Consider the following 19,752-nt stretch of genomic DNA (forward strand, 5'->3'; position numbering starts at 1 on the left):
TGCCGCAGGTGTAGGACAGTTGCCTCGGAAAGGGAATTGCGCAATAAGCAAACCGACCATTGTTTGCGGTAACATTCGACCATCAAGGAGAGCAAGATCGATGCGACGCCTGAGAAATGTGAAAATCGTGGCGACGCTGGGCCCGGCGTCCAACGACTATGATATGATCCGTGCTCTGCACGAGGCCGGCGCCGATGTTTTCCGCCTGAACATGAGCCATGGCAGCCACGACGAAATCCGTGAACGCCACCGGATCATTCGTCAGATCGAAAAGGACCTCGACAGCCCGATCGCCATTCTGGCGGACCTTCAGGGCCCGAAACTGCGGGTCGGTGTGTTTGCGAATGATGCAGAAGACCTGGTCGAAGGTGCCGCGTTCCGCCTGGATCTGGATGAAACTCCGGGCGATGTCAGCCGGGTCTGCCTGCCGCATCCCGAGATTTTTCAGGCGTTGGAAGCGGGGGCGCATCTGCTGGTCAACGACGGCAAGATCCGGCTTGTGGTTGAGAAATGCGGCCCCGATTTCGCGGATTGCAAAGTTGAAATCGGCGGGACCATCTCGAACCGCAAGGGTGTGAACGTGCCCGACGTAGTACTGCCGCTGGCGGCCCTGTCGGAGAAGGACCGGGACGATCTGGAGTTCGTTTGCCAGTTGGGTGTCGACTGGCTTGCGCTGAGCTTCGTGCAGCGGGCCAAGGACGTGTACGAAGCGCGCGTCCTGGCCGACGGCCGCGCCGCCATCCTGTCCAAGATCGAAAAACCCGCCGCGGTCGAGGCGTTCGACGAAATTCTCGACGCATCGGACGGCATCATGGTCGCCCGTGGCGATCTGGGGGTCGAACTCCCGGTCTCGGCCGTGCCTCCGATTCAAAAGCGACTGGTCCGCAAGTGCCGCGCCGCCGCCAAGCCGGTGATCGTTGCCACCCAGATGCTGGAAAGCATGATCGAAAGCCCGATGCCCACCCGCGCCGAGGTGTCGGACGTCGCCACCGCGATCTATGAGGGAACCGACGCCATCATGCTGAGCGCCGAGTCGGCCGCGGGCTCGTATCCGATCGAGGCCGTTCAGACCATGAACAAGGTCGCGATCGAGGTCGAAGCCGACCCAACCTACAAACAGATCATCGACGCCTCGCGCCAGACCAAGGGAACGACCGTTGCCGACGGCATCGTGGCCGCAGCCCGTGAAATTGCCGAAAAGACCGACATCAAGGCGATCTGCTGCTTTACCCAAAGCGGTACCACCGCACTGCTCACCGCCCGCGAGCGTCCCGGTGTCCCGATCATCGCCATGACGTCGCTGCGGGGCACCGCGCGGCGTCTGTGCCTCAGCTGGGGCTGTCACTGCGTGATGACGCCCGAGCTCGAGCGGTTCAAAAGCGCCGTGGTCAATGCGGCGCGCGCAGCGCGCGCCAGCGGATTTGCCGGCGCCTCGGATCAGATCGTGGTGACCGCCGGTGTTCCGTTCAACGTGCCAGGCTCGACCAACATCCTGCGCGTCGCCCCCTGCGACGAGCGTCTGATCTACTCGACGGATCCCGAATAGGATCAGCCACCCGGTCCGCCGGGTCTTGCTTTGGCGCCGACAGGTTCTTTTACGGTTTCCATCACCGTGAAAGAGCTTGTCTGGTGTATCCCCGGAAGCTTGTTGATCTTGTCGCCCAAAACCGTTCGGAAATGCGCGATGTCGCGTGTCCGCACGGTCAGCATGTAGTCGAATGATCCGGCGACCATCAGGCAGGTTTCGATTTCAGGTACCCGTCGCACGGCCTCGTTGAAACGGTCCAGCGAGTGTTCGGCTGTGGCCGTCAGCGAAACCTGCACCACCGTCAAGTGCCCCAGCCCCAGCCTCTCCTTGTCGATCACCGCGCTGTAGCCGGTGATGTACCCGCTCTTTTCCAGCCGTTTCACCCGCTCCGAACACGGCGTGTTGGTCAGGTTTACTCGGGCCGCCAGTTCGACTATTGGCAGGCGTCCATTGGCCTCAAGCTCGGCCAATATCCGTTGATCGATCTTATCCAAATCCCTGTCCATCAGGCAATTTCCCTGCGTTTTTGAGGTCTGGCGGCATATTTTCCTGAAAATAGACCGAAAAAATCTCCTTTTCCTAGTGATTTTTCCTGATACTTGACCGAAGGGCAGTCTTGTAAAACGAGTTCCAGGTTCCGGCTGCCCTGCCGGGGGCACGGGCCCCGGCCAAATCAACAAAAACGGAGGAACGAGATGACAACGAAAATTGTCATAGGACTGGACGGGACAGAGACCGGGGATCGCGCGGTCGGCTTTGCCAAGGATCTGGCAAGTCGGATTGGATCGTGTGAACTGCTGGTTGCCTATGTCATCGAATGGTCGCCCTATACTTTCCAGACTCCCGAGGAAAACGCCTTGCGGCACAAGCGGCGCGAGGAGGAGATCGCGCTTGCCACCAACCGCGTGGTGGAACCCGCCGTCGAGGCCCTGAAGGCCGCAGGCTTCAGCGCCCGCGGTATTGTCCGCCATGGCGATGTGGCCGAAACGCTGAACGCGATCACGGTCGAAAACGGCGGATCGCAGATCGTCGTGGGACGATCCTCGGCTGACGGCATCAAAAAGCGAATCTTCGGCAGTTCGACCCAGAATTTGGTCATGCACGCCGACGTTCCGGTCACAGTCGTGAACTGACGGGAGGAGCAGACATGAAATCGATCAAAACCCTGGGCCTGTCCGGTGCGGCCGCGGCCCTGCTGGCCAACCCCGCATTTGCGCAGGAGGCCCCCGGTCTGGATGAAAAGATCAACCAGGCCTTCGCGAATCTGACGGGCCCCTTCGTCAGCTTCATCTTCGCACCTTTTCCGGGGACGAGCTTTCCCTGGATCGTGATGTGGCTGGTCGTGGCCGCGACGGTGTTCACGCTGTATTTCGCCTTTGTGCAGATGCGGTTCTTCAGCCATGCGATCAGCCTGGTCAAAGGTGACTATTCCGACCCCAACGATGCGGGCGAGGTCAGTCACTTCCAGGCGCTGGCAACGGCCCTGTCCGGTACCGTCGGCCTGGGCAACATCGCGGGCGTCGCGGTGGCGGTCGGCATCGGCGGACCCGGTGCGACCTTCTGGATGATCCTCGCCGGCCTTCTGGGCATGGCGTCGAAATTCACCGAATGTACGCTGGGTGTGAAGTACCGCAACGAGTACGAAGACGGCACCGTTTCGGGCGGCCCGATGTACTACATGTCCAAGGGCTTTGCCGAGCTGGGTCTGCCCGGCGGCAAGATCCTGGCGGTCCTGTTCTCGATCTTCTGTATCCTTGGCGCGCTGGGCGGGGGCAACATGTTCCAGGCCAACCAGGCGCACCAGCAGATCGCGGGTATTGTCGGTGACTATCCCGGTTGGATCACCGGCCTGGTCTTCGCGGCCGTGGTGTTCATGGTCATCGTGGGCGGCCTGAAGTCGATCGCCCGCGTGACCGAGAAGGTCGTGCCGTTCATGGGCATCCTGTATGTCGCCACTGCTCTGGTCATCATCATCATGAACGCCGACATGATCGGCTGGGCCTTCGGTCAGATCTTCGCTGGTGCCTTCACCGGTCTGGGTGTCGCCGGCGGCATGGTCGGTGCTCTGATCCAGGGATTCAAGCGCGCCGCCTTCTCGAACGAGGCAGGCGTTGGCTCGGCGGCCATTGCACACTCGGCCGTCCGCACCAAGGAACCGATCACCGAGGGCTTTGTTTCGCTGCTTGAGCCGTTCATCGACACCGTGGTGATCTGCACCATGACCGCGCTGGTGATCATCATCACCCAGCAGTTGGTGATCGACCCGGCAACCGGCCTGTACGTGCTGAACGAAGCGGGCACGGCGATCGCAACCGTGGATGGCAACTCGGGCGTCAGCCTGACTTCGGCCGCCTTCGGCAGCGCCTTCAGCTGGTTCCCCTACATCCTGGCCATCGCGGTGATCCTGTTCGCCTTCTCGACCATGATCAGCTGGTCCTACTATGGCCTCAAGGCCTGGACCTATCTGTTCGGCGAGGGCCACACCAAGGAGCTGGCGTTCAAGCTGATCTTCTGCGTCTTCGTGGTGATCGGGGCTGCGGCCAACCTGGGTCCGGTCATCGACTTCTCGGACGCGGCGATCTTTGCCATGGCCGTGGTCAACGTCTTTGCGCTCTACTTCCTGATGAAAGTGGTGCGTCAGGAGCTGGCCTCGTACAGCGCGCGACTGAAAAGCGGCGAAATCCGCAAGTTTGCCGACTGATGACACCAACCGGGGCGGCCCTGCTGCCCCGGTTCCCGACCCCGGTGCAAAAAGCACCCGAACAGGTCAAAAACCCCTTGCCAGCATGACCGAACTTGCGTAAACGGCGCATCTGATCGCGCGACCGGCCGATGTGGCATGCCGAGTCGCGTTTCGAACCGAACCCTGAAAGGAGACGGAAATGCCCAAGATGAAGACAAAATCGAGCGCCAAGAAGCGCTTCAAGGTGACCGCGACCGGTAAGGTCATGTCGGCTCAGGCCGGCAAGCGGCACGGCATGATCAAGCGGACCAAGAAGTTCATCCGCGACGCCCGTGGCACCACCACCCTGTCCGCCCCCGACGCCAAGATCGTCAAGGGCTACATGCCCTACGACCGCTAAGAGGAGATACCGATATGTCCCGCGTTAAAGGTGGAACCGTAACTCACGCCCGTCACAAGAAGGTCATCAAGGCCGCCAAAGGTTACTATGGCCGCCGCAAGAACACCTTCAAGGTTGCCCGTCAGGCCGTCGACAAGGCCAACCAGTACGCAACCCGCGACCGCAAGAACCGCAAGCGCAACTTCCGCGCCCTGTGGATCCAGCGCATCAACGCCGCTGTTCGTTCGCATGACGAAGCTCTGACCTATTCCCGCTTCATCAACGGCCTGAACCTGGCCGGTATCGAAGTGGACCGCAAAGTTCTGGCCGACCTGGCCGTGCACGAACCGGAAGCGTTCGGCGCGATCGTCGCCAAGGCACAGGCCGCTCTGACCGCCTGATACTCTTTCGAGAGACAGTGAAAGAAAGGCCGTCCCGTTCGGGGCGGCTTTTGTGTTACGAAAGGCGCGTTCCCAACAGTTCTTTGGCCTTATTGGCAATAGCCTGTGCGAATCCGCTTTCAACTTCAGGGGCCAGCCTTAGATGGATATCAGTCCCTCCTGCGCAAAACGATGGTTTTGACAGCCCGGGACGTTCCTTCAGACCAGTTGTCTCACGTAAGTCGACGTATGGGAAGTTTCTTGCCTGAGCTGCGTCGCTCAGAGCCGTGGTAAGCTGAGTGTTGAGCTGACGGTGAACGTCGGTTGTGATCTTACGCAGACGCAGGGCCCGCACCACCTGCCGTTGCATAAGGCCGAGTTCCTGATGAAGGTTTCTGGCGACCATTCGGTGCAAGGCTGCCGTTTCGTGCAGTGTCGAAGTGTTCAGTCCTTTTATTAAAAACGGCCGACCATCCGCGACATCTTTGCAGGCGTCAAGATAGGAACCCAATTTGGCAATCCGCGTCTCAAGAGCGCTTTCCAAATTAATAGAATCGCGCAGGGCAACGAAGTAACAGCTTAGTTCAGCGTCAACTTGCCCGAACCCAAAAACCAAAAAATCTGGGTTCAGGCGCTTTATTGCTTTGGTTGCTTTCGCAAAAGGCGAGTTTTGATGATCCTTTTGTCGAAATCCAGCAGCGGTAGCGCCTTTTATGCTCAATAGGTGGGTCGCCCTGAAACCGGGTACTTCGGCGGGACAAAGGCGGCCATACTTAAAACGGGAGTTTTCAGGCTTTGAGCCGATGAGACGAGTGTGTGAATCCCCGATGCACAATAGGGCAGACATGGCAGGCCTTGGGACAAATTACATGTTTGTTGCAGTTTCATGCGGCGATGTAGTTAAGTTGCTTAGTACCCAATAGCAGAAAAGATCGACGACGAAACCTACTGGTCAATCCGTTGATTGCTGGGGGTGCTATTTGGGGCCCTTCTTCATCAATTGCGCCGCAAACGCCACGCCATTTCCGGGTCCGGCATAAGTCACCATGATTACATCATCCAGGAAGACCCCGTTGAATACTCCCGACGACACGGTTTCCCATGAAATCCTCGCTTCGGCCAGAACAAAGCGTGTGGTGTCGTCGCTGGGGTGCATGCCCCTCTGGCCTCCTGATCCCTATTCGCTAAACAGTGAAAGAAAAGCCGCCCCACTAGGTGCGGCTTTTTTGATGCCTGAGTGCCGCCTTTTTGCGAAGGCAGACAATCAGACCAAAAACCGCTAGGCTTGCGCATGCTGAATTGACCAACACTGGTTTTGCGAGTGCCATGCTTGAATTTGATGCAGCAACAACGCGTCTACTCGATAGCGTGTATCAAGGTGCCGATGTCACCCGGCGGCGGCGAGGGTCTTTTGACGCGTTGCGACCAGCCCCGGGTGATACCATTGCGGACGTTGGATGCGGCAACGGTCTTTTGACAGCAGAACTGGCGCGGGCGGTTGGTCCGACCGGGCGTGTTTTGGGGATCGATCCAAGTGAGGCGATGCGGAGTTCCGCCAAAAACCGCTGCCACGAATATGACTGGGTCCAGATCATGGAGGGTGAGGCAGGCCAACTTCCGGTCGAGGATGCGTCACTCGACAAGGCGGTGTCGGTTCAGGTTTACGAGTATTTAGACGACATTGCCGCCGCGGTGGCGGAGGCCCATCGCTGTCTCAGGACGGCTGGTCTGCTTGTCGTGGGCGACATCCATTTCGACAGCCTGGTTTGGTACAGCAACGATCCGGCGAGAATGCATCGGATGATAAAGGCCTGGGACAAGCACTTTGTCGGGAGAGACGTGCCCGCTCTACTGCCGCCGATTTTGAGAGACCAGGGTTTCACAGTGGAAAGCGTCGCGCCGATCACGATTTGCGATAACGAACTCCGGCCAGATGGGCTGGCCAATATGATGATCACCCTGATGAAAAGGTTCGCCGAGTCCAACAAGCTCGTTCCGGATCAGGAAGCCAAGGAATGGGTGGATGAGCAGAGATCGTTGGCCGCGAAGGGCCGGTTTTTCTTTTCGCTAACCCATTTTGTCATCAGCGGGCGCAAATCCTAGACTTTGGTCTGGATGCGCTGATTGACTCAAACAAAGGCTATTGCCTGAGCGAATAGGGCTCAAAAAAGAAACCGGCGCGAAGAACGCCGGTTTCACTTGGTCTTTTGTCCCGCGCTGGGTTTACCCGAACACACGCCCCAGTGCGCCATCAACCGCATCGGTGATTTGGTCGATGTCGTCCGCCGTGGCGATCAAAGCGGGCGAGAAGCACAGCGTGTTGTTACGCCCGGGGACCGAACGGTTGGTCACGCCGATGATTACCCCTTGCGCCATGCAATCAGCCACGACCGCTTGGGCCAGCTTTTCGTCCACCGGTTCTTTGGACGCGCGATCCGCGACCAGTTCGGCCCCCAGGAACAGGCCCTTGCCGCGCACGTCGCCGATGACCTTGTGCTTGTCCATCAGTGCCTGCAGGTTGCCCATCATGCGATCCCCCATCGCTGCGCAATTGCCCAGCAGGTTCTCGTCTTCGATGATGCGCATGTTCTCGATCGCCGCCGCCGGCCCGGCGGTGCAGCCGCCAAAGGTCGAGATGTCGCGGAAATAGTTCATCGGGTCCGCGGCATCGTCTTTGAACATGTCAAAGACTTCCTCGGTGGTCACCATGCAGGCAATCGCGGCATACCCCGAGGCCACGCCTTTGGCCATGGTCACGAAATCGGGTTTCACGCCGTATTGCTGGTACCCGAACCAGGTACCCGTGCGGCCAACGCCGCAGACGACCTCGTCGATATGTAGCAGGATGTCGTACTTTTTGCAGATCTCCTGCACGCGCTGCCAGTAGCCTTCAGGCGCTTCGATCACGCCGCCGCCGGCGGTCACCGGCTCAAGGCACAGCGCGCCTACGGTGTCGGGACCTTCGCGCAGGATCACCGCTTCGATCTGATCGGCGGCCCATTCGCCAAAGTTCTCGTCGGGCGAGCCGTCCAGTTCGTGCTTGCGGTATTCCATGCAGTGCGGAACGCGCACGAAATCCGGCGCAAAGGGGCCGTATTGCGCGTTGCGCTCATCCTGACCGCCCGCCGACATCGCCGCCAGGGTCGAGCCGTGATAATCGCGGTCGCGATACAGGATCTTGGTCTTCTTGCCGCCGTATTTCTTGTGGGCGATCTGGCGGACCATCTTGAAAGCTTTCTCGTTCGCCTCGCTCCCCGAGTTGGTGTAGTAGACCCGGCTCATGCCCGGCATCTTCTCGATCAGCTTTTCGGCAAACAGCGCCCCGGGGATCGAGCCCGCCGAGTTCGCAAAATAGCACAGCTTCATCAGCTGGTCGTAGACGGCCTTGCAGATGGATTCGCGGCCATAGCCCACGTTCACCGTCCATACGCCGCCCGAGACGGCATCCAGGTGTTCCTTGCCCTTTTGATCCCAGACGCGCATGCCCTTGCCTTCGACGATGATGCGCGGATCGTTCGTCTCAAACGGCTTGTGCTGGATCAAGTGGTGCCAGATATGGGCGCGGTCGGCCTCGACCACGCGGGAAAGATCGTTTTCGTTGAACGTGCCGTCCATGACATGTCCTTTCAGTAAGACGCGACGCGCGGGAATCACAATGCCCGGCGGGCGCGGATGAACCAGATACCGCAGATCAGCCCGAAAGCCCGGTACGCAGTAGGGCCAGATTACCCGATCGCGTAGCTCCAGTATATTCACCTCGCGTATTTTTACGGGTTTGTTTTGCGGCAACCTTTGTGCTCAATACGAAAAATCCGACGAATTGGGGAGGAGAGGCGGATGGCGACCCACAGCATTTATCAGCGCGATCTGGACAAAGGCCTGGCCAATTTCACGGCCCTGTCCCCGCTTAGTTATATCGAGCGGACGGCGGCCGTTTACCCTGACTATCCGGCCGTGGTCTATGGCGACCGGCGCCATAGCTGGGCGCAGACCTATGCGCGCTGCCGCCGGTTGGCCAGCGCTTTGGCTGCGTGTGGAGTGGGCACGGGCGATACGGTGTCGATCGTCGCCGCCAACATCCCCGAAATGTACGAGGCGCATTTCGGCGTGCCCATGGCAGGCGCGGTGTTGAACACCATCAACACAAGGCTGGACGCGCCAATCATCGCCTTCATCCTGAACCACGCCGAATCCAAGGTGCTGCTGGTCGATCCCGAATTCTCGGGCGTGGTGAAGCAGGCGCTGGAGCAGGTGGATCACGACATTCTGGTGATCGACATCGAGGACCCGAGTTTCGACGGTGGCGAGAAGCTCGGCGCGCTGACCTATGTCGACCTGCTGGCCGAGGGCGACCCGGAATTCGACTGGTCTCTGCCCGCCGATGAATGGGACGCGATCACGCTGAACTATACCTCGGGCACCACGGGCAATCCCAAGGGGGTGGTCTATCACCACCGTGGCGCGGCGCTGAACGCCACGTCGAACATCCTGACATGGGGCATGCCGCAGCATTCGGTCTATCTGTGGACGCTGCCGATGTTCCACTGCAACGGCTGGTGTTTCCCCTGGACCATGGCCGCGAACGCGGGTACGTCGGTCTGCCTGCGCGCGGTGCGGGACGAGCCGATCTACCGCGCCTTCCGGAACGAGCGCGTGACCCATTTCTGCGGCGCCCCCATCGTGCTGAACATGCTGGCCAACGCGCCCGATCACCTCAAGGACTTCGATCACGAGATCAAGGTGATGACCGCCGGTGCCCCGCCGCCTGCCGCCGTGATCGAAAAGATGGAGGCGATGGGCATCGACGTCACTCACGTTTACGGCCTGACCGAAACCTATGGGCCGTCGGTCGTGTGCGCGTGGAAGGACGAATGGAACGACAAGCCCGCCGAGGAACGCGCCGCGCTCAAAGTGCGGCAGGGGGTGAAATACGTTGCCCTGTCGGGGCTGATGGTGGCTGATCCCGAAACGCTCGAGCCGGTGCCGGCCGATGGCGAGACCATGGGCGAGATCTTCATGCAGGGCAACATCGTGATGAAAGGGTATCTCAAGAACCCCGAGGCCACGCAGAAAGCGTTCCGCGGCGGCTGGTTCGCCTCGGGCGATCTGGGGGTGATGCATCCCGACGGCTATGTCGCGCTGAAGGATCGGTCAAAGGACATCATCATCTCGGGGGGCGAGAACATCTCGTCGGTCGAGGTCGAGGATATCCTCTACAAGCACCCCGCCGTGATGGAGGCCGCCGTGGTCGCCAAACCGGACGAGAAATGGGGCGAGACGCCCTGCGCCTTTGTCGAGCTGAAGCCGGGCGCCGAAGCGACCAAGTCCGATCTGATCGCGTTCTGCCGCGACCACATGGCTCACTTCAAGGCGCCCAAGACGGTGGTGTTCGGGCCGCTGCCCAAGACATCGACGGGCAAGATCCAGAAATTCAAGCTCAGGGAACAGGCGCGGGCATTGGGCTAGGCGCCCAGCCGGTCAAAGATCGACAGGTCCAAGTCCAGCATCTCGCCCATCCAGATCGCCCGGTCGCGGTGGTCGGGCAGGTGCTGGCCGGTTTCAGGATGGGTGAACACGGTCAGCCCCTGCCGGTTGAGCATCAGCCATGGAATCACCTTGTCGAAGGCATCTGCGGCAAAACTCAACTGGCAACTCCAGCGCGGGTGGGGGCCGACATTGCGGCTGTGCATGTGGCCCATCTCGACGGGGAACAGGCGTGCAGCCTCTTCGCAGACACGGCGGGCGGTCTCCTGCGTTTCGGCGTCGAAATAGACATGGGCGTGATAGCCGGTGATCTGTGGCATCGGGGGCCTCGTGCGGTGATTTCCGGCACAAGGCTAGGCCCGATCGGCGCCGGTGCACAGACGCATCGGCACACAGACCCTGTGCGCGGCTCAGACCGGCGCGTGGGCGTCCGGGTGGGCCGCTGCAAAGGCAGGGTGGTCGGCGCAGGCCGCCTCGACCGCCAGAATGCGCGGCATGTCCGACAGATCGACCTGCCAGCGCCGGGCGTTGTACATCTGTGGGATCAGGCACAGATCGGCCAAACCGGGCGCCGATCCCGTGCAATAGGGGGCTTGCTCGAACCTTTCCAGCATTGCCTCGAAGGCCAGCAGACCGGGGCGGATGAAGTGGCGCATCCAGTCGCCGGGCATGTCGCCCCGTCCGCCGCTCAACTGCGTGGCGTGCCGGGCGACCTTCAGGTTGCAGACCGGGTGCAGATCCACCGCGATGGCATGGGCCAGCGCCTGGGCCCTGGCCCGGGCAACCGGGGCGTCCGGCAGCAGGTTCAGGCCCCGCGTCCGGTCGAGATAGTCCAGAATGGCCAGCGACTGGGTCAGTTGCACGCCGTCGATCTCGAGCACTGGCACAAAGCCCTGCGGGTTGCGCGCCAGATGCGCGGGCGCGGTCTGCTCGCCCTTGACCAGATCGACGGTCTGCGCGCGATAGGCGATCCCGGCCAAGTTCAGCGCGATGCGCACCCGGTAGCTGGCCGAGGATCGCCAATAGTCATACAGGACGACGTCGCTCATCGGGCTTTGGCCGCGTCGATCGCCTGTTTAAGGATGGTCCGGTCGCCGATGTGGTTGGCCAGCACCAGTGCCAGCCGCGCATTCAGCGCGTCGCTTTCGGCCTTGTCCAGACCGTCGTGCGCGGCCAGCAGATCGGCATAGAAATCATCCGCGCCGTCGATATTCGGGGTGAGGATCAGTTCATCCATTGTGCCTACTCCTTGCCGATGGCCCGGCGGATCGCATGCCGGAACGCGTTGTCTTCATAGCTGTCGCGCCGCGCCGCCACATGCTGGTCGGGCCGGATCAGATAGACCGCACCTTCCGCGTCACCCAGATACCGCCGCTTCAACGCCAGCGTCCGGTCATCTTTGACCGACAGCGCCAGCCGCTCGACCGTCACGCCCTCTTCCTCGATCGTTTCCGGGGCGTCGGCGTCGATGGTCAGCAGGGTGAACTTGCCCGCCAGCTTGGGCAACAGGAATTCATCCCCCAGCGGAGCATCGGGGCAGGGCGAGCCGGGGCGCGTTTCGGCCGGGCCATCCAGCGCATCCGCCGAATTCAGCGGCGAGCCGTCATAGGTGCAGGGCACGCTCAGCCGGCCGGAATTCACCAGCGGCCGGGCGAACTCATAGTGTTCGCTCAGGTCCAGAACCGCGTCACGCAGGATGCGTGACATTTCCGATTTCGGCGTGATGAAATCGGTCGAGCGGGTCGAGTTCAGGATGTTCTCGTCCGCACCATGGATGCGCTCGACGTCATAGCTGTCCAGCAGGCTGTCGGGCGCGGTACCGTCCAGGACCATCTTCAGCTTCCAACACAGGTTGTCGGTGTCCTGCAGGCCCGAATTGGCCCCGCGCGCGCCGAAGGGGCTGACCTGATGGGCGCTGTCGCCGGCAAACAGGACGCGGCCGTGGCGGAATTTCTCCATCCGGCGGCACTGGAAGGTATAGATGCTGACCCATTCCAGCTCGAACTGGACATCCTCGCCCAGCATCGCCTTGAGGCGTGGGATCACGTTTTCGGGGCGCTTTTCCCGTTCCTTGTCGATATCCCAGCCCAGTTGCAGGTCGATGCGCCAGACATTGTCGGGCTGTTTATGTAGCAGGGCAGACTGTCCGCGGTTGAAGGGTGGGTCGAACCAGAACCAGCGCTCGGACGGGAAATCGGCCTCCATGATCACGTCGGCGATCAGGAAGTTGTCCTCGAACACCCGGCCCACGAAATCCAGCCCCAGCATCCGGCGGGTGGGCGAATTGGCCCCGTCGCAGGCGATCAGCCAGTCGGCCTCGACGGTGTACGACCCCTCTGGCGTTTCCACCTCGAGCTTGACGTGGTCGTCATGGGTGCCGATCGCCTCGACCTTGTTGCGGCCACGGATCTCGATCGGCGCGCCCTGGGCCTGCAACGCGCGGACCCGTTCGACCATGAACTGCTCAAAGTAGTATTGCTGAAGGTTGATGAAGGCCGGATGTGCATAGCCCTCATCGGGTTGCAGGTTGAATTCATAGACCTTGCGGTCGTCAAAAAACACTTTGCCGGTGTTCCACAGCACGCCCTTGTCCACCATCGGCCGGGCACATCCCAGCCGGTCGGCGATTTCCAGCGTGCGCTGGGCGAAACAGATGGCGCGGCTGCCGAAACTGACCTTGTCGTTGTCGTCCAGCACCACCACCTCGACGCCCTGCTGGGCCAGGTCGATGGCGGCGGCCAGCCCGACCGGCCCTGCGCCGATCACGATCACCTGATGCCGCACCGGGGCGGGGGCATCCTGATCGGGGCTGCGGGCATAGGCATAGAGCGGCTGTTCAAAAATCTTGTTCATGGGCTCTCTCCCCAAGTTCTGTGCGCCGGGCGCACATTCCCTGCCCACCGGCGCGGGGCGCCGATGGCTCTCCTCCATGGTTGCATCGTTTTCAGGCCGGCAACACGATCTGGATCAAGTCGCCGGGCCATTTCTCAGCCTTGCAGGGCCTCCCACATCTCCAGATCGCGCTGGGCGGTCCAGATGCGCGGGGTGTCGATGCCGCGCGCCTCGTCATAGGCGCGGGCCACGTTGAAGGGCAGACAGTGTTCATAGATGGCGTAGTCCGAGAATTTCGGATCGCACTCCGCACGCACCGCGTCCCAGGCCTCTTTCAGGCTGCCGCCGCGTGCCGCCACCTTGGCCGCCGGGCGATAGGTGCTTTCGACGAAATCCCGGGTGTTCTCGATGGCGGCGTTCACCATTTCCTTGCCGACAAGCGCATCGCCGCGCCCCGGCGCGATGGCGTCCACGTCGAACCACTGGATCTGATCCAGCGTGTCGCCCCAGTCGCTGAAATGCCCGTCGCCGCAATAGCAGGCCGAGTGATATTCGACGATGTCGCCGGTGAACATCACGTTCTGGTCGGGCACGTGGATCACGATGTCACCGGCGGTATGTGCCCGACCCAGATGCATCAGATCGACCCGGCGGTTGCCCAGATAGATCGTCATCGTGTCGTTGAAAGTGGTGGTGGGCCAGGTCAGGCCGGGGATGCTCTCATGCCCTTCGAACAGGCGCGGGAAGCGCTGGAACTCGCTGTCCCAGTCCTCTTTCCCGCGTTCGACGACCATGGCGCGGGCCATGTCCGACATGACGATCTGCTGCGCGCCGAAGGCGCTGGCGCCCAGCACGCGGACCGCGTGGTAATGGGTCAGCGCCACATGGGTGATCGGCTTGTCGGTAACGGACCGGATGCAGTCGATCACCTTCTGCGCCAGGCGCGGCGTGGCCTGGGCCTCGACCACCATCACGCTGTCATCGCCGATGATCACGCCCGAGTTCGGGTCGCCCTCGGCGGTGAAGGCATAGAGCCCTTCGCCCACTTCGGTGAACGAGATCTTCTTTTCGGTCATGTCCCCCTGGGACGCGAATGCCTTGGCCATGTGGCGCTCCTTATCGTGCGTATGGGTCTTCAAGCGCGGGCAGTACCGTGCCGGTGCAGTCGCCGAAACCGATCGTGTAGCCGTCACCCCGGGCGGCGCCCTTGAGGGTCAGCGTGTCGCCGTCTTCGATGAAGCTGCGGGTTTCGCCGGTGTCCAGCGTGATCGGTTCCTTGCCGCCCCAGCTGAGTTCCAGAAGCGAGCCGCGGCTGTCCTTCGTCGGCCCCGAGATCGTGCCCGAACCCAGCAGATCGCCCACGTTCATCGGGCAACCCGAGGTGGTGTGATGCGCCAGTTGCTGCGCCGAGGAGTAATACATTTCCTTGTAGTTGGTGCGGGCGATGGTGGACGCCGGTTTGCCCTCGGGCGCCATCGTCACCTCAAGCTCGACGTCATAGAGCATCGGGCCGCAGTCCTTGAGGTGGTCCAGCAGCTCGACCTCACGCGGGGGCGTGTCGCAGCGGAACGGGTCCAGCGCGGCCTTGGTCACGATCCAGGGCGAAATCGAGGTGGCGGTGGCCTTGGCCTGAAACGGGCCCAGCGGCTGGTATTCCCAGGCCTGGATGTCGCGCGCCGACCAGTCGTTCAGCAGGACATAGCCAAAGATATGGTCGTCGGCCTCCTGCACGGTGATCGGGCCGTCGGACGGGGTGCCGACGATGGCGCCCATCTCCAGCTCGATGTCGAAGCGGCGGCTGGGCAGGAAGGCGGGTCGGTCATGGTCAGGCGATTTCAATTGCCCCCAGGGGCGGCGGATATCGGTGCCCGAAACCACCACCGACGAGGCCCGTCCGTTGTAGCCAATGGGGATGTGCAGCCAGTTGGGCGGCAGCGCGTTTTCCGGGCCACGGAACATGGTGCCGACGTTGGTGGCGTGGTGCCTGCCCGCGTAGAAATCGGTGTATTCGCTGACGGCAAAGGGCATGTGCAGCTGGGCCTTGGTCTGCGGAACCAGCAGCGGTTCGACCTTGTCCTGTTCTTTCGACCCTTTCGCCAGCATGGCGGTCAGCCGGTCGCGCAGCGCGGCCCAGACCGCCGGTCCCTGTTCCATCAGCGGGTTCCAGAAGGGCAGGTCGAACAGCGGCTCGTCGCCCAGCGTGATCAGCCCTTCGGCCTCGGCGGCGGACACGTCAAGGATCATGTCCCCGATCGCCACGCCGCAGCGCGGCTCGGTGCCCTCGGTCGAAAAGACGCCATAAGGCAGGTTGTTCAGCGGAAACGGGTGGTTCGCGTCATTGGCCGAGGCCACCCAGGATTTCATCAAAGGCATTGCGTTTCCTTGTGCGGTGCGGTGGCCGTGGGCCACCGGTGTCATTTCTTGCCGGGCGTGCCGTCGAATTTCTTTTCCAGATCCGTCCAGCAATCGATGTAGTCATCCTGCAGCGGCGCCTCGTTCGCGGCAAAGGCGGTCAGGTGCTGCGGGAAGCGGGTCTCGAACATGAAGGACATGGTGTTGTCCAACTTGTCCGGCCCCAGATTGGCGTTGGATGCCTTTTCAAAGGCTTCCTTGTCGGGGCCATGCGGGATCATCATGTTGTGCAGGCTCATGCCGCCCGGCACAAAGCCATGCGGCTTGGCGTCATACTGGCCGTAGATATTGCCCATCAGCTCGGACATGATGTTCTTGTGGTACCACGGCGGGCGGAACGTGTCCTCCATCACCATCCAGCGTTCGCGGAATAGGACGAAATCGATATTCGCCGTGCCCGGCACGCCCGAAGGCGCGGTCAGCACGGTAAAGATCGACGGATCGGGGTGGTCGAACAGGATGGCCCCGACCGGGCAGTAGGTGCGCAGGTCGTATTTGTAGGGCGCGTAGTTGCCATGCCAGGCCACCACGTCCAGCGGGCTGTGGCCGATCTTGGTGGTGTGGAACTGGCCGCACCACTTGATCGTCACGGTCGAGGCCACCTCGCGATCTTCGAACGCCGCGACAGGCGCCTTGAAGTCACGCGGGTTGGCCATGCAATTGGCGCCGATCGGGCCGCGGCCCGGCAGTTCGAATTTCTGGCCGTAGTTCTCGCAGACGAAGCCGCGGCACGGGCCTTCCAGCACCTCGACACGGTAAACCAGGCCGCGTGGGATGATGGCGATTTCCTTGGGTTCCAGGTCGATGATGCCCAGCTCGGTCGCAAAGCGCAGGCGGCCTTCCTGCGGCACCACCAGCAGCTCGGAATCGGCCGAGAAGAAATAGTCGTCGACCATCGATTCAGTGACCAGATAGATGTGGCTGGCCATGCCGACCTGGGTGTTCACGTCGCCAGCGGTGGTCATGGTGCGCATGCCGGTCAGCCAGGTCAGCGGCTGGTCGGAATGAGGCACCGCGTCCCAGCGGTACTGGCCCAGGCTGATCACGTCTGGATCGACATTCGGGGCGCTTTTCCAATAGGGCAGGTCGATCTTTTCATAGCGGTGGGAATGCTTGACCGACGGCCGGATGCGATAGCACCAGGTGCGCTCGGGCGGGTTGGCGGTGAAGGCGGTGCCGCTGAGCTGTTCGCCGTAAAGGCCATAGTTGCACTTCTGCGGGCTGTTCATGCCCTGCGGCAGAGCGCCGGGCAGCGCCTCGGTTTCGAAGTCATTGCCAAAGCCGGGCATATAGCCTGCGTGGGTGCCAACGGGCGTGCTGGCTTGGGTCAGAGCGTGCGGGTCAGTCGGACGATTCATCGGGGTTCCTCCGTTTGCTGCTTGTCGGATAATAGTTGATTTTGTAACTAACAACCATGACACAGCCAGATTCCGCCGAAAAAGATGACTTCGACCTGCGAAATTTCCTGCCCTTCCTGCTCAACCAGGCGGCCGAGGAAAGCTCGTTGGATTTTCAGAAGGTCTACAAGAACCGCTATGGGATGCTGCGCACCGAATGGCGCGTGCTGTTCCACCTGGGCAATTACGGAGAGATGACCGCCAAGCAGATCGGGGAACGTGCCAAGATGCACAAGACCAAGATCAGCCGCGCGGTGCACAAGCTGGAACAGCGCCGATACCTACGGCGCACCCGCGACGAAAATGACCGCCGGATGGAGCGGCTGACCCTGACCCCCGCCGGTCTGACGGTGTACCGCGAATTGCGCGACATCGCCCGCGACTATGACGCCCGGCTGGCGGGCATGTTCACGACGGGCGAGGCGGCGCTGTTGAGGATGATGCTGCGGCGGCTGGCCGGGATGGACTGACCTCTGGTAATCTGGCCCCGCAGCCCCCAAGTGGGGTGCAGACCAGACGGAGCCCCAAGATGCCATCCACCGACCCCAAATCCCGCGCCGATGATCTGATTGGATGGTTGCTGGACCGGGGGCTGGAAGGGGCCGAACAGTCGGAAATACTCGAAGGCTATTGCCTGCGGCTTGTGGATGCAGGCGTTCCCCTGATGCGGTTTCACGCCGCCCAGAGCGCCTATCACCCCACTTACGGCGGCACCGGCTTCAACTGGTACCGGGACGAAGGGGGCAGCGTCGAGAATTACGAACATCGCGAGGAATTGCCTGATCAGTGGGTGTCCAGCCCGCTTTACGCGATGCTGCAGTCCGGCGCGAAGGAGCTGCGTGAAAGGTTGAAAGACCAGAACGAACCCAGCCGATTTCCGTTTCTGAACGAGCTGCACCAGAAAGGTGCCACCGATTACTTCGCATCCGGTCTGGTTCTGCAGAAGGTCGAGCCCGAAAACCGGATCGCTCTGGACCAGATGCCCGAGGGGGTGCTGATGTCGTGGACGACGGACCATGCCGAGGGGTTCGACGACATTCACCTGGATCTGATCCGATATGCTCTGCCGCATCTGGGTCTGGCCTTGAAATCGGCCTCGAACCGGAAAATGGCGCAGGATCTGCTGCGCGTTTATCTTGGACGGGATGCGGGTCGGCGCGTGTTGTCGGGGGAAATCCGTCGCGGATCGTTGCAGCAGATCGACGCCGTGATCTGGAATTTCGACCTCGAGGGCTTTACCGGCCTGGCCGAACGGCTTCCCGGGTCGGACATCATTGCCATGCTGAACGACTATCTGGCCGTGGCGGTCGAGGTCGTGCAGGGTTGTGGCGGCAATATCCTGAAATTCATGGGCGACGGTTTGATGGCCATGTTCGACGTGGGCGAGATCGACGAGGACGCCCGCGCCGCGCTGGCCGCCGTCGGTGTTCTGCAGACGCGTATGGCCGAGCTCAACGCGGAACGGGCCGCTGCCGGCCTGCCGGTCGCCAATTTCACCCTTGCTCTGCATTCGGGCGAAATCCTGTACGGCAATATCGGTGCTGAAAGCCGGCTGGATTTCACCGTGATCGGTCCGGCGGTGAACCAGGCTGCGCGTATTGCAGGCATGCACCGGTCGCTGGACCGGCGTATCTTGATCTCGGATGACGTGGCCCGCGCCGCTCAGCCCTGCGAACAGGAACTGATCTCGGTCGGGCGCTACATGCTGCGCGGCGTGCCCGAACCCAAAGAGCTGTTTACGATCTACGCGCCGACGGCTTAGAAGTCGATCTCGACCCCGGGCAGGTTCAGTTCACGCATCATGTCGCGCAACTCCTGACGAGCAGCGATGTTCGAAATGTTGAGCTGTTTCACCCCGATATCCTTAAGGTCCAGCAGCGTCAGCCCGCGCGGGAACAGTTCGCGAAAGATCACACGCTCGGAAAAGCCCGATGCAACGCGGAAGCCGATGCGCTGCGACAGCATCTCGATGGCGCGCTGCATCTTTTCCTTGTTGACCATGCGCTGGGTGCCCACGCGGTTGCGCACCACCACCCAATCGATCGGTTTCAGCCCGGCCTGCGCCCGCAATTGCCGCGCGTTCCAGACCATCTCGGAATAGACCGAGGGACCGAGGATCTTTTCGCCCTTGGAATCGATCCGCGCCAGCAGGTCGAAATCGATGAAACTGTCGTTCAGCGGCGTGATCAGCGTGTCGGCCAGCGAATGAGCCACCTGGCTGAGCCTTGTATGCGAGCCGGGGCAGTCGATCAGGATGAAATCGCTGTCGCTCTCCAACTCGGCCACGGCGGCCGACAGGCGGTGGTCATAGATGTTCTCGCCGGGTTTGAGCTTGCTAGCGTCGATCTCGGGCAGGTCATGGTGACGCGGGCTGGGCAGCTCCAGCTTTTCCGTGGAAAGGAAATTGCGGCGGTTCTCGAAGTAGCGGCCCAGGCTGCGCTGCCGCAGGTCCAGATCCAGGGTGCTGACCTTGTTGCCCAAACGCGCAAGCGCGGTTGCAACATGCATGGAAACCGTCGACTTGCCTGCGCCGCCCTTTTCGTTCCCCACAACGATGATATGTGCCATACCTGTATTCCCAAGTCGCGCCGTGTTTGCCTACACGTTGTTTGAACCCACTATATGTTGTGTGATCCGCGAAGAAAAGCGGTCCTGTA

At 61.5% G+C, this 19,752-nt stretch carries 21 protein-coding genes; 9 read left to right on the forward strand and 12 right to left on the reverse strand.

The window, feature by feature from the left end; genetic code table 11:
• The first annotated feature begins 100 nt into the window (after positions 1-100).
• Positions 101-1,546: a pyruvate kinase gene (pyk, locus tag ACR0CU_RS17150; protein WP_170448813.1), complete on the forward strand. Its 1,446-nt coding sequence runs from the start codon at positions 101-103 to the stop codon at positions 1,544-1,546.
• Positions 1,547-1,548: 2 nt separating this feature from the next.
• Here the strand turns inward: pyk and ACR0CU_RS17155 are convergent, their stop codons facing one another.
• Positions 1,549-2,034 carry an Lrp/AsnC family transcriptional regulator gene (locus tag ACR0CU_RS17155; RefSeq protein WP_093965149.1) on the reverse strand — a complete coding sequence of 162 codons (486 nt, stop codon included), beginning with the start codon at positions 2,032-2,034 and terminating at the stop codon, positions 1,549-1,551.
• 189 nt (positions 2,035-2,223) lie between these two features.
• Between ACR0CU_RS17155 and ACR0CU_RS17160 the strand changes: the two genes are divergently transcribed.
• The 4 genes from ACR0CU_RS17160 to rplT all read left to right on the forward strand — a co-directional run bounded on the left by ACR0CU_RS17160 (position 2,224) and on the right by rplT (position 4,991).
• A complete protein-coding gene (locus tag ACR0CU_RS17160) occupies positions 2,224-2,661 on the forward strand; it encodes a universal stress protein (RefSeq protein ID WP_170372650.1) in 438 nt (145 codons plus the stop codon).
• Between the two features lie 14 nt (positions 2,662-2,675).
• Positions 2,676-4,229, forward strand: a complete 1,554-nt coding sequence (locus ACR0CU_RS17165; RefSeq protein WP_170343362.1) for an alanine/glycine:cation symporter family protein — start codon at positions 2,676-2,678, stop codon at positions 4,227-4,229.
• 181 nt (positions 4,230-4,410) lie between these two features.
• Positions 4,411-4,611 carry a 50S ribosomal protein L35 gene (rpmI, locus tag ACR0CU_RS17170; RefSeq protein WP_039523697.1) on the forward strand — a complete coding sequence of 67 codons (201 nt, stop codon included), beginning with the start codon at positions 4,411-4,413 and terminating at the stop codon, positions 4,609-4,611.
• 14 nt (positions 4,612-4,625) lie between these two features.
• On the forward strand, positions 4,626-4,991 hold the full coding sequence (rplT, locus tag ACR0CU_RS17175; RefSeq protein WP_170344760.1) for a 50S ribosomal protein L20: 366 nt from the start codon (positions 4,626-4,628) through the stop codon (positions 4,989-4,991).
• 55 nt (positions 4,992-5,046) lie between these two features.
• On the opposite strand, the gene ACR0CU_RS17180 is transcribed toward rplT, so the two are convergent.
• Both ACR0CU_RS17180 and ACR0CU_RS17185 read right to left on the reverse strand, forming a co-directional pair.
• Positions 5,047-5,817: an SGNH/GDSL hydrolase family protein gene (locus ACR0CU_RS17180; RefSeq protein ID WP_170448815.1), complete on the reverse strand. Its 771-nt coding sequence runs from the start codon at positions 5,815-5,817 to the stop codon at positions 5,047-5,049.
• Positions 5,818-5,946: 129 nt separating this feature from the next.
• Positions 5,947-6,126, reverse strand: coding sequence for a hypothetical protein (locus ACR0CU_RS17185; RefSeq protein WP_170448817.1), 180 nt, complete (start codon positions 6,124-6,126; stop codon positions 5,947-5,949).
• A 170-nt stretch (positions 6,127-6,296) separates the two neighbouring features.
• On the opposite strand from ACR0CU_RS17185, the gene ACR0CU_RS17190 reads away from it, so the two are divergent.
• Positions 6,297-7,073 carry a methyltransferase domain-containing protein gene (locus ACR0CU_RS17190; protein WP_170448820.1) on the forward strand — a complete coding sequence of 259 codons (777 nt, stop codon included), beginning with the start codon at positions 6,297-6,299 and terminating at the stop codon, positions 7,071-7,073.
• A gap of 120 nt (positions 7,074-7,193) precedes the next feature.
• On the opposite strand, the gene ACR0CU_RS17195 is transcribed toward ACR0CU_RS17190, so the two are convergent.
• Positions 7,194-8,585 carry an aminotransferase family protein gene (locus ACR0CU_RS17195; RefSeq protein WP_170448822.1) on the reverse strand — a complete coding sequence of 464 codons (1,392 nt, stop codon included), beginning with the start codon at positions 8,583-8,585 and terminating at the stop codon, positions 7,194-7,196.
• Between the two features lie 222 nt (positions 8,586-8,807).
• Here ACR0CU_RS17195 and ACR0CU_RS17200 point away from each other — a divergent pair, with 222 nt between their 5' ends.
• Positions 8,808-10,436, forward strand: coding sequence for an acyl-CoA synthetase (locus tag ACR0CU_RS17200; RefSeq protein ID WP_480643518.1), 1,629 nt, complete (start codon positions 8,808-8,810; stop codon positions 10,434-10,436).
• Here the strand turns inward: ACR0CU_RS17200 and ACR0CU_RS17205 are convergent.
• The 7 genes from ACR0CU_RS17205 to hmgA form a co-directional block, all read right to left on the reverse strand.
• Complete coding sequence (locus ACR0CU_RS17205; protein ID WP_170343368.1) at positions 10,433-10,774, reverse strand: DOPA 4,5-dioxygenase family protein; 342 nt, start codon at positions 10,772-10,774, stop codon at positions 10,433-10,435. The genes ACR0CU_RS17200 and ACR0CU_RS17205 overlap by 4 nt on opposite strands.
• Positions 10,775-10,864: 90 nt before the next feature.
• Complete coding sequence (gene maiA, locus ACR0CU_RS17210; protein ID WP_170448826.1) at positions 10,865-11,503, reverse strand: maleylacetoacetate isomerase; 639 nt, start codon at positions 11,501-11,503, stop codon at positions 10,865-10,867.
• Positions 11,500-11,691, reverse strand: coding sequence for a DUF2783 domain-containing protein (locus ACR0CU_RS17215; protein ID WP_170448828.1), 192 nt, complete (start codon positions 11,689-11,691; stop codon positions 11,500-11,502). The genes maiA and ACR0CU_RS17215 overlap by 4 nt, the downstream gene beginning before the upstream one ends.
• A 5-nt stretch (positions 11,692-11,696) precedes the next feature.
• A complete protein-coding gene (locus tag ACR0CU_RS17220) occupies positions 11,697-13,307 on the reverse strand; it encodes an FAD-dependent oxidoreductase (protein WP_170442057.1) in 1,611 nt (536 codons plus the stop codon).
• A 134-nt stretch (positions 13,308-13,441) separates the two neighbouring features.
• Positions 13,442-14,392, reverse strand: a complete 951-nt coding sequence (locus ACR0CU_RS17225) for an MBL fold metallo-hydrolase (RefSeq protein ID WP_170343371.1) — start codon at positions 14,390-14,392, stop codon at positions 13,442-13,444.
• A gap of 10 nt (positions 14,393-14,402) precedes the next feature.
• A complete protein-coding gene (fahA, locus tag ACR0CU_RS17230; RefSeq protein WP_170448830.1) occupies positions 14,403-15,659 on the reverse strand; it encodes a fumarylacetoacetase in 1,257 nt (418 codons plus the stop codon).
• Between the two features lie 41 nt (positions 15,660-15,700).
• Positions 15,701-17,056: a homogentisate 1,2-dioxygenase gene (gene hmgA / locus ACR0CU_RS17235; RefSeq protein ID WP_170448832.1), complete on the reverse strand. Its 1,356-nt coding sequence runs from the start codon at positions 17,054-17,056 to the stop codon at positions 15,701-15,703.
• A gap of 56 nt (positions 17,057-17,112) precedes the next feature.
• Between hmgA and ACR0CU_RS17240 the strand changes: the two genes are divergently transcribed.
• Together ACR0CU_RS17240 and ACR0CU_RS17245 are read left to right on the forward strand one after the other, a co-directional pair.
• The gene (locus tag ACR0CU_RS17240; RefSeq protein ID WP_093965172.1) at positions 17,113-17,565 is read left to right on the forward strand and encodes a MarR family winged helix-turn-helix transcriptional regulator; all 453 of its coding nucleotides are present in this window, start codon (positions 17,113-17,115) and stop codon (positions 17,563-17,565) included.
• 59 nt (positions 17,566-17,624) lie between these two features.
• Complete coding sequence (locus tag ACR0CU_RS17245; RefSeq protein ID WP_170448834.1) at positions 17,625-18,857, forward strand: adenylate/guanylate cyclase domain-containing protein; 1,233 nt, start codon at positions 17,625-17,627, stop codon at positions 18,855-18,857.
• Here ACR0CU_RS17245 and ACR0CU_RS17250 read toward each other — a convergent pair.
• Complete coding sequence (locus ACR0CU_RS17250) at positions 18,854-19,663, reverse strand: division plane positioning ATPase MipZ (protein ID WP_093965175.1); 810 nt, start codon at positions 19,661-19,663, stop codon at positions 18,854-18,856. The two genes, ACR0CU_RS17245 and ACR0CU_RS17250, sit on opposite strands and share 4 nt — an antisense overlap.
• Positions 19,664-19,752 lie beyond the last annotated feature (89 nt).

The sequence above is a fragment of the Ruegeria sp. BC2 genome (assembly GCF_056539245.1).

Excerpts from the sequence above, each read along its gene's own strand:
- pyk (WP_170448813.1), top strand. The coding sequence starts at position 101 with ATGCGACGCCTGAGAAATGTGAAAATCGTGGCGACGCTGGGCCCGGCG.
- ACR0CU_RS17155 (WP_093965149.1), bottom strand. The coding sequence starts at position 2,034 with ATGGACAGGGATTTGGATAAGATCGATCAACGGATATTGGCCGAGCTT.
- ACR0CU_RS17160 (WP_170372650.1), top strand. The coding sequence starts at position 2,224 with ATGACAACGAAAATTGTCATAGGACTGGACGGGACAGAGACCGGGGAT.
- ACR0CU_RS17165 (WP_170343362.1), top strand. The coding sequence starts at position 2,676 with ATGAAATCGATCAAAACCCTGGGCCTGTCCGGTGCGGCCGCGGCCCTG.
- rpmI (WP_039523697.1), top strand. The coding sequence starts at position 4,411 with ATGCCCAAGATGAAGACAAAATCGAGCGCCAAGAAGCGCTTCAAGGTG.
- rplT (WP_170344760.1), top strand. The coding sequence starts at position 4,626 with ATGTCCCGCGTTAAAGGTGGAACCGTAACTCACGCCCGTCACAAGAAG.
- ACR0CU_RS17180 (WP_170448815.1), bottom strand. The coding sequence starts at position 5,817 with ATGTCTGCCCTATTGTGCATCGGGGATTCACACACTCGTCTCATCGGC.
- ACR0CU_RS17185 (WP_170448817.1), bottom strand. The coding sequence starts at position 6,126 with ATGCACCCCAGCGACGACACCACACGCTTTGTTCTGGCCGAAGCGAGG.
- ACR0CU_RS17190 (WP_170448820.1), top strand. The coding sequence starts at position 6,297 with ATGCTTGAATTTGATGCAGCAACAACGCGTCTACTCGATAGCGTGTAT.
- ACR0CU_RS17195 (WP_170448822.1), bottom strand. The coding sequence starts at position 8,585 with ATGGACGGCACGTTCAACGAAAACGATCTTTCCCGCGTGGTCGAGGCC.
- ACR0CU_RS17200 (WP_480643518.1), top strand. The coding sequence starts at position 8,808 with ATGGCGACCCACAGCATTTATCAGCGCGATCTGGACAAAGGCCTGGCC.
- ACR0CU_RS17205 (WP_170343368.1), bottom strand. The coding sequence starts at position 10,774 with ATGCCACAGATCACCGGCTATCACGCCCATGTCTATTTCGACGCCGAA.
- maiA (WP_170448826.1), bottom strand. The coding sequence starts at position 11,503 with ATGAGCGACGTCGTCCTGTATGACTATTGGCGATCCTCGGCCAGCTAC.
- ACR0CU_RS17215 (WP_170448828.1), bottom strand. The coding sequence starts at position 11,691 with ATGGATGAACTGATCCTCACCCCGAATATCGACGGCGCGGATGATTTC.
- ACR0CU_RS17220 (WP_170442057.1), bottom strand. The coding sequence starts at position 13,307 with ATGAACAAGATTTTTGAACAGCCGCTCTATGCCTATGCCCGCAGCCCC.
- ACR0CU_RS17225 (WP_170343371.1), bottom strand. The coding sequence starts at position 14,392 with ATGGCCAAGGCATTCGCGTCCCAGGGGGACATGACCGAAAAGAAGATC.
- fahA (WP_170448830.1), bottom strand. The coding sequence starts at position 15,659 with ATGCCTTTGATGAAATCCTGGGTGGCCTCGGCCAATGACGCGAACCAC.
- hmgA (WP_170448832.1), bottom strand. The coding sequence starts at position 17,056 with ATGAATCGTCCGACTGACCCGCACGCTCTGACCCAAGCCAGCACGCCC.
- ACR0CU_RS17240 (WP_093965172.1), top strand. The coding sequence starts at position 17,113 with ATGACACAGCCAGATTCCGCCGAAAAAGATGACTTCGACCTGCGAAAT.
- ACR0CU_RS17245 (WP_170448834.1), top strand. The coding sequence starts at position 17,625 with ATGCCATCCACCGACCCCAAATCCCGCGCCGATGATCTGATTGGATGG.
- ACR0CU_RS17250 (WP_093965175.1), bottom strand. The coding sequence starts at position 19,663 with ATGGCACATATCATCGTTGTGGGGAACGAAAAGGGCGGCGCAGGCAAG.